This window comes from Chitinophaga niabensis (assembly GCF_039545795.1).
GTDB lineage: Bacteria > Bacteroidota > Bacteroidia > Chitinophagales > Chitinophagaceae > Chitinophaga > Chitinophaga niabensis_B.
Genome location: NZ_CP154260.1, coordinates 4,882,906 through 4,894,019 on the forward strand (window position 1 = coordinate 4,882,906; position 11,114 = coordinate 4,894,019).

The 11,114-nt window shown below is 45.6% G+C and carries 8 protein-coding genes; 7 read left to right on the plus strand and 1 reads right to left on the minus strand.

The annotated features are described in order from the left end of the window. The first annotated feature begins 28 nt into the window (after positions 1–28). The 7 genes from AAHN97_RS19375 to AAHN97_RS19405 all read left to right on the plus strand — a co-directional run bounded on the left by AAHN97_RS19375 (position 29) and on the right by AAHN97_RS19405 (position 10,193). A complete protein-coding gene (locus AAHN97_RS19375) occupies positions 29–595 on the plus strand; it encodes an RNA polymerase sigma factor (RefSeq protein ID WP_343303727.1) in 567 nt (188 codons plus the stop codon). A gap of 75 nt (positions 596–670) precedes the next feature. Further along, on the plus strand, positions 671–1,774 hold the full coding sequence (locus tag AAHN97_RS19380; RefSeq protein WP_343303728.1) for a FecR family protein: 1,104 nt from the start codon (positions 671–673) through the stop codon (positions 1,772–1,774). Between the two features lie 127 nt (positions 1,775–1,901). Continuing rightward, a complete protein-coding gene (locus AAHN97_RS19385) occupies positions 1,902–5,342 on the plus strand; it encodes a SusC/RagA family TonB-linked outer membrane protein (RefSeq protein ID WP_343303729.1) in 3,441 nt (1,146 codons plus the stop codon). Positions 5,343–5,359: 17 nt separating this feature from the next. Then, a complete protein-coding gene (locus tag AAHN97_RS19390) occupies positions 5,360–6,844 on the plus strand; it encodes a RagB/SusD family nutrient uptake outer membrane protein (protein ID WP_343303730.1) in 1,485 nt (494 codons plus the stop codon). A 14-nt stretch (positions 6,845–6,858) separates the two neighbouring features. Next, positions 6,859–7,572, plus strand: coding sequence for a DUF4843 domain-containing protein (locus tag AAHN97_RS19395; protein ID WP_343303731.1), 714 nt, complete (start codon positions 6,859–6,861; stop codon positions 7,570–7,572). Positions 7,573–7,590: 18 nt separating this feature from the next. Beyond that, a complete protein-coding gene (locus AAHN97_RS19400) occupies positions 7,591–9,087 on the plus strand; it encodes a PKD-like family lipoprotein (RefSeq protein WP_343303732.1) in 1,497 nt (498 codons plus the stop codon). 17 nt (positions 9,088–9,104) lie between these two features. Beyond that, positions 9,105–10,193: a TlpA disulfide reductase family protein gene (locus AAHN97_RS19405; RefSeq protein WP_343303733.1), complete on the plus strand. Its 1,089-nt coding sequence runs from the start codon at positions 9,105–9,107 to the stop codon at positions 10,191–10,193. 360 nt (positions 10,194–10,553) lie between these two features. Here AAHN97_RS19405 and AAHN97_RS19410 read toward each other — a convergent pair whose 3' ends face one another. Next, on the minus strand, positions 10,554–10,883 hold the full coding sequence (locus AAHN97_RS19410) for a hypothetical protein (RefSeq protein ID WP_343303734.1): 330 nt from the start codon (positions 10,881–10,883) through the stop codon (positions 10,554–10,556). Positions 10,884–11,114: the final 231 nt, after the last annotated feature.

Genomic DNA, 11,114 nt, shown 5'->3' on the forward strand with positions numbered 1-11,114 from the left:
AAAATAAGATGCAGTATTAGTTTTTGTTATGCATGCACTGGCCACTTTTGAGGATGACGCATTACTGGATTTAATCAAAGCAGACAACCGGATAGCGTTCAATGAGATCTACAGCCGATACTGGGACCGGTTGTATGCCACTGCTTTTCATCATCTCAAAGATTCCACCGCCGCAGAAGAAATAGTACAGGATGCATTTATCACTATCTGGCAAAAACGCCATGACCTCCATATAGAAAGTCTTTCCAAATACCTGGCTGCCATGATCCGTTATGCCGTCTATCGCAGGATGGCCCGGGAACAGCAACGCCAGCAGCATCAGCTTTCCGCCGGTGGTCTCAACCCTGCCGTTACGGATGCAAAAGATGTAGATCACAAACTCCTGCTGGAGATCGTGGATAAATTAAGTTGTGAACTCCCTGAAAAGTGCCGCCTGGTATTCCGCGCCAATAAACTCTATGACCAGCCCCTTGAAGATGTGGCCCGTGAACTGAATATATCCCGCAAAACCGCAGAAGCCCACCTCACCAAAGCTTTAAAAGTTATTCGCCTCAACCTGGGAAAAGCATTTCACTTCTTTTCCTGGTTCCTGTAAAAAATATTTTCTCCACACTAAGGGTAAGTGCATTCCAAAGCACTCTATATAAGAAACACCCTTCCACAATCAACCATGGAACAAGAACAAATCAATAAACTGGCACAAAAGTTCCTGGAAGGGACGGCTACTGAAGCAGAACAAAAAATGCTGCACGATTGGTACGACAGCATTCAGGTGCACGAAGAATTGCCGGTGGACGGAGAAGCCCTCCGTCTTCGCATGCAACAGGCCATCGCCGATAAAACGGTTAAACGCCAGCCATGGATAAAACGCCTGACTGCTGCTGCTGCCATCTTATTATTGATCACTGCCGGAACTTATTTCCTGCAAAGAAATAAACAGGTACAAACAACCAAAACGCATCCTTATAAAGAAGATGCAGCACCCGGTACCAATAAAGCCATCCTTACACTGTATGATGGCACTACCATTGAACTGGATAGCTCCCGGAATGGCGCATTAGGCAAACAGGGTAATACAACGATCTTAAAAACAGCCGGCGGACAGCTCGCTTACCAAAGCAGCAACCAGCCTGCAAGCCAGGAGATTCATTATAATAAAGTGGTAACGCCCCGCGGAGGACAATACCAGATCATGCTGCCCGATGGCACAAAGGTTTGGCTGAATGCAGAATCATCCCTGTACTTCCCTGCAGAATTCACCGGGAAAGAACGGAATGTGAAACTTACCGGAGAAGCTTACTTTGAAGTAGCACACAATGCACAGGCGCCTTTTATTGTAAGCGTGGCAGATGTAAATGTGGAAGTATTGGGCACCCACTTCAATGTAATGGCCTATACGGATGAGCATGCTATCAAAACTTCCCTGTTTGAAGGAGCGGTGAAAATAAAGGATAACCTGCTTCGCCCCGGTCAGCAAATGCAGGTCTACAAAGATGGTCGCTTCAAAGTGGTAACAGATCCATTTATGGAAGATGCCATCGCCTGGAAAGACGGGATGTTTGTTTTCAACAACGATAACCTGGACAATATCATGCGCAGGTTAAGCCGTTGGTACGATGTAGAAATAAGTTTTTCAACCGATAAAATACGGAACAACGAATTCACTGGCCAAATATCGAGACATGAGAAATTATCGGAAGTCCTGAAGATGCTGGAGCTTACCGATGCTGTACATTTTGAGATAGAAAGAAAGAAAATTATTGCCATGCCATAATAATACTGGCAGGAACAGATATTAACGATCAACCATTGAATCAGGACCAGTGATATAACTGGCTATTCCGCGCGGGCTGAGCGCGCATTTGTTGCTATTAATTACTTTTTAAAAAGTATCGTCTAGTATGAAACTAACTGACTATTTAAAGTCACCTCCCGGGGTGGCAGGGCTTCGTATTGCCCATTTGCGGCCAGGTAAAAGAACCAACCTGCTGGCCCTATGCCTATTGCTTGTTTTTATGCAGGCAACTGCCAGTGTGTATGCACAAAAAGTTACGCTGTCTGTAAAAGACATGCCGCTGACCAGGCTCTTCAGGGAAGTAAGGAAACAAACAGGTTTTGCTTTCCTTTACAACAACGCTTCTTTGCAAGCCACCAAACCTGTAACCATACAGGTTTCCGGTGCATCACTGGAAGAAGTGATGGCGCTGGCACTCAAAGGTCAGCCGCTCAGCTACACTATTTCCAACAACACCATCATCCTCAAAACCGCTCCTTTACCAAAAGAGGAAAAGCCGGTACAGGTGCTTCCCATTGAAATAAAAGGAAGGGTGCTGGATGCTAAAACAAAAGAGCCGGTAGTTGGTGCCACCGTTGCTGTTAAGGGAACCGGCACCGGTGCCATTACAGATCTTAACGGGGACTTTGTATTGAAGATCAATAAAGGCGATCAGTTACAGATCAGCTTCATGGGTTATGAAACGCAATTACAGAAACCGGATAAAGACGGGCGTTTTATATACCAGTTGCAAACATCACAGCAATCTATTAAGGATGTGGTGATCACAGGGATCTTCAGCCGCCCTAAGCAAAACTTCACCGGTGCTGCTTCTTCCTTCACTAATGAAGATCTGAATAAAGTAACCAATTCAAATGTGCTCACGGCACTCAAATCACTGGACCCTTCCTTCCAGATGCCGGAGAATATCAGCTTTGGTTCCGATCCAAATAAGTTGCCGGAAGTTGTGTTGAGAGGTGGGAACAGTTTGGTTGATCCCAGCCAGAGCAGCACTTCCAATGTATTCAACTATTCCAACGCACCCAATGTGCCCCTGTTTATCCTGGATGGTTTTGAAACCACCCTTTCACGGATCAATAATCTGGACCTTAACCGCATTGCTAAAGTAGATATCCTTAAAGATGCCGCAGCCACCGCCATTTATGGTTCCCGGGCTGCGAACGGCGTTATAGTGATTGAAACCATCCGCCCTACCAGCGGGCAATTGAGGGTTACCTATAATGCTACCTTAAGAACGGATGTACCAGACCTTACCGGTTATGATCTGCTGAATGCCCGTGAGAAACTGGACCTCGAAGTGAAAACAGGCGTATACAATAACACTTTCAATTTTTTGGATGAGCAATATAAATACTACTATAATCAGAGAAAAGCAAATGTGGAACGTGGTGTGAATACAGACTGGTTATCCAAACCACTGCGCACCGGCGTAGGCCACAAACACAATATCTATGTGGAAGGCGGCGCAAATGATGCCCTGTATGGCGTCGGCCTTACCTACGATAATATACAGGGTACCATGAAAGGTTCCAGCCGTACGAACATCATGGGGAATTCCTATCTCAGTTACCGTTTCAAGAACTTCCAGTTCAGGAATGACCTCACACTGAGTTTCAACAGAGGAGACAATTCCCCCTACGGTTCCTTTAGCCAGTATTCCCGCTTAAATCCTTATTGGACACCTTATGATGAGAAAGGTAACCCGCTGATCTACCTGGAAGATGTACGTACAGTAGACGGCGTGCGGTTAACCAACTTTGACAGGTACGACAATCTTGATGGCGGTGCTGCGGGCAGGCCGGTAAATCCTTTGTATAATGCCAGTCTGAACATTGCCAGCTTTTCAAAGAACCAGGCCATCACCAATAACTTGTCTGCACAATGGCAGGCCTTTCCCTGGTTACGTTTTTCCGGCCGCCTTGCCTATACAAAACAGGTGGATGAATTAAATGATTTCAAACCTGCACAACATACTTCTTTCGTTGCCAAACCTACTTACGAAAAAGGTTCTTATGTAAAGAACTATGGCAGGCAGAACATGCTGGAAGGGATGCTGATGGCTGATTTCAATAAGAAGATAGACCGGCATCTTATATTTGCCACCCTGGGCCTGAATGTACAGGAAACAGGCAATGGTATAGAATACTATGAAGCACAGGGTTTCCCCAATCCGAGGCTGGACCAGATCATCCTGGGCAGCCGCTACCCTACGGGTGGTAAACCTTTCGGATCGGAAAACATATCCCGGCTGGCAGGTTACCTCGCCAATATGAGTTATTCTTATGACAACCGTTATCTCTTAGATCTCTCCTACCGCCTCGATGGATCATCCCAGTTCGGAGCAGAAAAACGCTTTGCACCTTTCTGGTCTGCCGGTATCGGATGGAACCTCCATCATGAAAAATTTTTACGAGACCTCAGTTTCATCAATCGTCTTAAACTGCGTTACTCAGTAGGTTACACAGGTTCACAAAACTTCCCCAGCTTCCTGGGCATCACCACCAGTAGTTATTATGCAGATGTTGACTACCGTGGCGTACTGGGTAGCCGTTTAATGGGGTATGGCAATTCCGCACTGGCATGGCAGCAAACTTTCAAGAATAACTTCGGCGCAGATATCACCCTTTTCAATAAGCTGGATATCACAGCCAACTATTTTGTTGAAAGAACGAAAGGAAGTGTAGTAAATATTTCCACCGCTCCTTCTTCCGGCTTCAGCTCTTATTCTGATAACATGGGCGATGTGTTGAGCAAAGGCTGGGAAGTGAACGCACGTTACAATATCATCAATAATCCAAGGAACAGGAACAACTGGTCCATATTCGTGAATGCTTTCTCTGTGAAGAACACCATTGAAAGGATCTCGAATACCATTGCCCAGATGAACAAAAAGGCAGATACTTCCAAATCAACGCTGCCGCTGCCGCGCTTTGCAGCAGGGCGTTCCATTTCAGCCATATGGGTAGTGGAATCACTGGGTATTGATCCATCCACCGGTGTGGAGATCTACAGGAAAAGAGATGGCACCCTCACCAATACTTACGATCCGCTGGACCAGGTGATCATGGGAGATACAAGGGCTAGTGTAGAAGGTACTTTTGGTACCAATGTAGAGATCAATGGTATTGGGATGAATGTATTCTTCCGCTTCCGTTACGGCGGGCAGGCTTACAACCAAACGCTGATCGACCGCGTAGAGAATGTGGCGTACACCTATTACAATGTGGACAGGAGAGTGTATGAAGAGCGCTGGATGAAACCCGGTGACCATACTTTCTTTAAAGGCTTCACCAATGCCGGGGGCATGCAAACAGACGAAACCAAAGCCTCTTCCCGGTTTGTACAGGATAATAATGAACTGATCTGCGAAAGCTTATCTGCTTATTACCGGTTCCCGGATCAATTGAATAAAAGATTGCGTTTGCAGAATACCCGCATCACTTTCTTTACCAGCGATCTGTTCCGTTTTACCAGTATTAAAAGGGAACGCGGCCTGATCTATCCATTCAGCCGCACTTTCAGCCTGCAATTACAAACCAGTTTCTAGTGCTTAAAAATACGAACATGCAATTCAGTCGAAAATATAGCCTGATCTGTTTACTGGGAGTTGCCATTTCACTGGCCTCCTGTAAAAAATGGCTGGACGTAAAACCCAGAACACAGATCAAGGAATCGGAACAATTCTCCAGCCGTCAGGGGTTCATTGATGCCCTCTTCGGTCTTTATCAGCGTACAGCAACAGACTCCCTGTATGGCCAAAGCCTGAGTTTTGGTGTGCTGGACGTACTGGCCGGCAGGTATGAGAATAAAGCAAGTACCGGCAACTGGTATGGCAACCTGGCCAGGTATAATTACACGGCCACTACAACCGGCGCGCTGAATGTGGAACGTAAGATCAGTGAAATATGGGGTGCTGCTTATTCCGCCATTGCTCAGGCGAATTACATCCTGAAAAACATCGATAGCCGCAGGGATATCCTGGACGATAATACCTATAGCATCATTAAAGGAGAAGCCATCGGCATGCGTGCCTTCCTGCATTTTGACCTGCTGCGCCTCTATGCACCGGCTTACAATACAGCCAACATGGAAAAACCTGCTATCCCTTACATGGAGCAGTTCACTATCCTGCCGCAGGACAGGCTAACTGTAGCTGCTGTGACGAACAAGTGCGAAAAGGAATTACTGGAAGCAGAAACATTGCTGGCTGTAAATAAAGACATAGATCAGATCGCTCAGAACCAGGGCGCTACTTCTGTAGACCTTTTCCTGATGTACCGCCAGAACCACCTGAACTACTGGGCGGTGAAAGCTGCACTGGCAAGACTGTACCTCTATAAAGGAGATAAAGTGAATGCCCTGAAGTATGCCAAAGAAGTGATAGATGGTAAGAAGTTCCGTTTCATCACCGCCGCAGAGATCAATAACGATGCTGCCAGTGTTGCTTCCGACATGACCTTTTCATCAGAACACATCTTTTCCATTTATGTGTCTGATCTGAGAAGAGTAGTGGAAGACATCTTCAAACAATCGTCCAACAACAACAACGATCTCCGTGACCTGTACAGCACGCTCTCAAAAGTGGAGGCCATGTATGAAGTGACCCAACCCGGTTATGGAACAGACATCCGTATACCAGGTGCTTCAAAACCTTTGTGGACAAGCGCTACCATCGTGAACATCTTTTATGTATACACGAGGAAATACCATACGGATAACCAGGATAACGTAAAACAAAAACTCATCCCTGTAATGCGTTTGTCCGAAATGTATTACATCGCCGCAGAAGCTGCCGCCACAGCAGATGAGGGATTACCTTATCTCAACACAGTGAGGGTAGCCCGTGGATTACCTGCCCTGGCAACATCCGCAAATCTGGAAGCTGAAATACTGAAAGAATACCGGAAAGAATTCTATGGAGAAGGACAACTATGGTACTACTTCAAACGCAAGAATACGGTAACTATCCCTGATGGTGTAGGCAACCCGATGACGGAAGCGAAATACATCTTCCCACGGCCGCTGGCTGAAATTGAATTTGGTAAATAAAAAACGGAAAGAAGATGAGATCATATATATATTATTTCCTGCTGCTTACAGTGATACTGGCCGCCTGTGGCAAAGACGACAGGCTCATGTACAAGGAAGATCCCCGGGTCTACTTTTCCAGGTTTGCCACTAATCCTGACAGTACGGATTATTCCTTCGGTGTTAAAGCTGCAACGTTGATGACAGACACGGTGTACCTCACCCTACGTATCATGGGTACCGCTACGGATAAAGACAGAGAGATCAAACTAAAGATCGCTGATTCTTCCAAAGCCAAAGCCGGTTACCATTATAACATGGGGCCGCTGGTAATGCCCGCTAATGCATATGAAGTAAGGATACCGGTATACCTCTATCGTAAACCAGGATTGAAAGACAGCATCGTTACGATCGATTTTACGGTGGTGGAATCCAAGGATTTTAAACCCGGTTATGGAGATAAACCCGGGCTTAACGTGTATGACCGCCAGCATTATAAGATCAGCTTCAATGATCAATTGCTGAAACCCGCATCATGGGATTCCCGCCTTGCCGTAAGCTTTGGTGTATACTCTACTACAAAGTTCAAATTCATGATCCAGGCCACTGGTAAAACAGACTGGAACAGTACCATTTTCCCGGGCGATCAGAACTTCCTGATCCAAACCGTAAAGCTGGCACTCTATAATTATGAACAGGCCAATGGCCCCATGCTGGATGAAAACGGCGTTCGCGTTGTATTCCCTTAACAGATCAAATGAATCTACATGAAAGCTAATCTAACCATCATATGCATACTGACCGTGTTGTTCAGCAGTTGTTATAAAGACAAGGGCAACTACACTTATGCAGAGCTCAACAAACTGCAGATCACTGACACCTATGGCGCAGTTAATGTTCCCATCACTTTTGGGGATACACTGAAGATAAATCCGAAGATCACGCAAACTACCGCACCAAATGAAGAGAACCTTACATTTGAATGGATGGTGTTTGATAATTCTCCGGCCAGCAGTTACAACTTACCCAAAACGGTGATCGCTACCACCCGCAACCTCGCGGTAAAGATCACGGAGCCACCGTTCTCTTTAGGCCAGAACTACCGTCTTACCTATAAGGTAACGGATAAACGCACCGGCGTGAGTTCTTTCCTCTTTTACAATCTTACCATCATTAATAAGTATGCACAGGGATGGATGTTCCTGGAAGATAAAGCGGGTGTAGGTGATTTCTCTATGATCCTGCCAAATGGCAGCGTTGAAAGGAATGTGTATTCCTCCCTGAACGCAGCAAACCCAATGGGCAAACCAGTGAAACTGGAGATCACACCTTTCCAGATCACAGACGACCTCTCTCCTTCTTCCAAAAAGATCTATCTGCTCACGGAAACAGATGGTATGGAACTGAGCTACCAGACCATGCTGAAAAAATTCAACTATGGTTACCTCTTCTACGCTGCACCATCCATCGTAAAACCTGCAAGGCATACATGGGCCAGCAGCAGTACCGGTGTTAACTTATCCGGTTCATTAGGTGTGGCTATCAATGACGGCAAGCTGCATACCAACCTGGTGGGCGGTTTCCCGGGATCGAAGAAATGGGGAGCATCCCTTCTCACTCCTGCCGGTAATCAGAATTATACCCTGGCACCATATGTAGCCGGTGGTACTACTTATACCGTTACAGTATATGATGCACTGAACAAACGTTTCTACAGTGCAGGGGGTACTGTGCTGAATGCGTTCCCCGGGGCTGCCAGTACTGTATTTGATATGAACAACGTAGGCATGGACCTCTTGTATATGGATTCTGCGAACGTAGTACGTGAATACAACTGCGTATTCAAAGACGAAACCAATACCCCCTGGCTGCTGAAGTTCAAAACAGTGGCTACTACCGCGGCACCTGCCATTACCCTGCTTAAAACACAGATGAGTGCGCCGGATATTGTGAACATGACGGCGGCTGCATCTTCCACCCTCACTCCGCATATCTATTACGGTGTAGGTAACAAGCTATACAAATACGAAACCACATCCAATATCACTGTTCCGCAATTCACTTTCCCTGCAGGTGAAACGGTTATCAAAATGAAGTTCAACCGCGTACCAGCCGGCACTTCTCAACTGGTAGCTGTGACCTGGACGGGCACAGAAAGTAAAGTATATTTCTTCGATGTTTCCGCCGTGGGAGATTTCACTACTTATACAAATGTTTACAGTGGCTTTGCAAGGATCGTAGACCTTGGATACAAAGTACCATAACCTTAAAAATACATTGCATGAAAAAGATCATCGCCTGCTTAATGACCGTGATAGGATGCAGCACTTTAACCCAAGCGCAGTCCTTCGTAATTAATGGGAAAGTGAAGGACATTCCTGACAGAAAAGTGTACCTCTCCCACCAGGAAGGAAAGAAAAACATCATAGATTCTGTGATGATGAAGAATGGCAGTTTTACTTTTAAAGGGAAATCGCCCGGCGCTTACTTCTATTTCCTCCGTGTAGATAGCATGCGCAGAGGTTTCGGCTTCTTCGCAGAGAATAAAGTAATGACGATTACGGCAGACAGCACTTTTAATGATGTTCAGTTCAGTGGCAGTGAAAGTCAGGCGCAGTGGAAAGAATGGAGTAAAACCTGGCAATCCATCGCGCAAAAGGCAGGGCCGCTATATGAGCAATCAGCTGCTGCTGACAAAGCAAAGGATACCGTGGCCCGCGCCGCAGTCCGTAAAGCTTTTGATGATCTCGGCAATGAACTGGATTCCGCTGTAGTGAACTTCATCAGAAAATATCCCGCTTCACCTGTTTCTCCCTTTATCATTATTGACCGTTACATCAATTATCCTGCACCTGAAAAAGTGGAACGCACTTTTGCTATGCTCAAACCTGCCGCGCAAAATTCAGCTTATGGCAAAGAGATAACAGAAACCCGCAGGATTGCTTCTAAGACTGGGATCGGGGCAAAACCTGATTTCACGCTCGCAGATACTTCAGGCGTTCCGTTAAAACTCTCCAGCCTCAAAGGCAAATATGTACTGGTAGATTTCTGGGCCAGCTGGTGCGGTCCCTGCAGGAAGGAAAATCCGAACGTGGTGGCTGCTTACAACAAGTACCATGAAAAAGGGTTCACTATTGTAGGTGTTACACTGGATACCAAGAAAGATGCGTGGTTAGCAGCTATTGCCAAGGATGGTCTTACCTGGGCGCATGTTGGTGATCTGCAAGGTTGGAAAAGCGCTATTGTAGAAGAATACGGTATCAGGGCTGTACCCACCAATTTTCTGCTGGACCCTTCCGGTAAAGTGATTGCGAAAGATCTTCGGGAAGAAGCATTGCAGAAAAAGCTTGAGGCTATCTTTTCAAAATAGTGTAGCTATCTTCTTAAATAGAAAAACCCAAATTAAAGAGGAATTGCATGGACATGCAATTCCTCTTTGCTTTTTTCCAAGGTTATATTTATTGTGAATGTACTTTAGTGCCGGTATTTTCTATTGTGAATGTGCCTTAGCATTGCCAGTACTCTTTATTGTGAATGTACTTTAGTGCCGGTATTTCTATTGTGAATGTGCCTTAGCATTGCCAGTATTCTTTATTGTGAATGTACTTTAGTGCCGGTATTTTCTATTGTGAATGTGCCTTAGCATTGCCAGTATTCTTTATTGTGAATGGGCCAATAGTGTTTCCTTTATTGCCAATCCCTTTCAGTGTTTCCTTTTCACGAATACTCCTTAGTACTTCCTATCCCTCCTGTCCTCCCTTCTATCCCTGCGGTTCTCTTTGCGATCACGCACATCTTCTCTTCTATCACGTATATCTTCCCGTTTATCGCGCACATCTTCCATCCTGTCTTTAATCCCACCATCATGTCTTGCATCACGTACATCTTCCCGTACATCCCTGCGGTCTTCACGGCGATCGCGTACATTCTCTCTTCTATCACGCACATCCTCTCTGCGGTCACGCACATCTTCACGCCTGTCAGGATTTTTCTGTGCAAATGAAGAAGAAGTTATAAAACTGAAACCAACAATAGCGGCTAATAATATTCCTGTTTTCATATAAGTGATTTTGAATTTGGACGTGGAATGAACAACAGGGTTTAATACGAAAAAATAAACTTTAAGCGATTAAGCTTTCACCGGCACACTTCGTCTAAGCGACCCTCTTTACAGATACATGACAATTTAGAGCCCTGCTAACCTGATAAACCAGGTATTTAGCACTCATGAACTTGGGTTAAAATATGAGCAGTTCAGTGTAAGAATCTAAGAAGGCACCCACCCACAAGA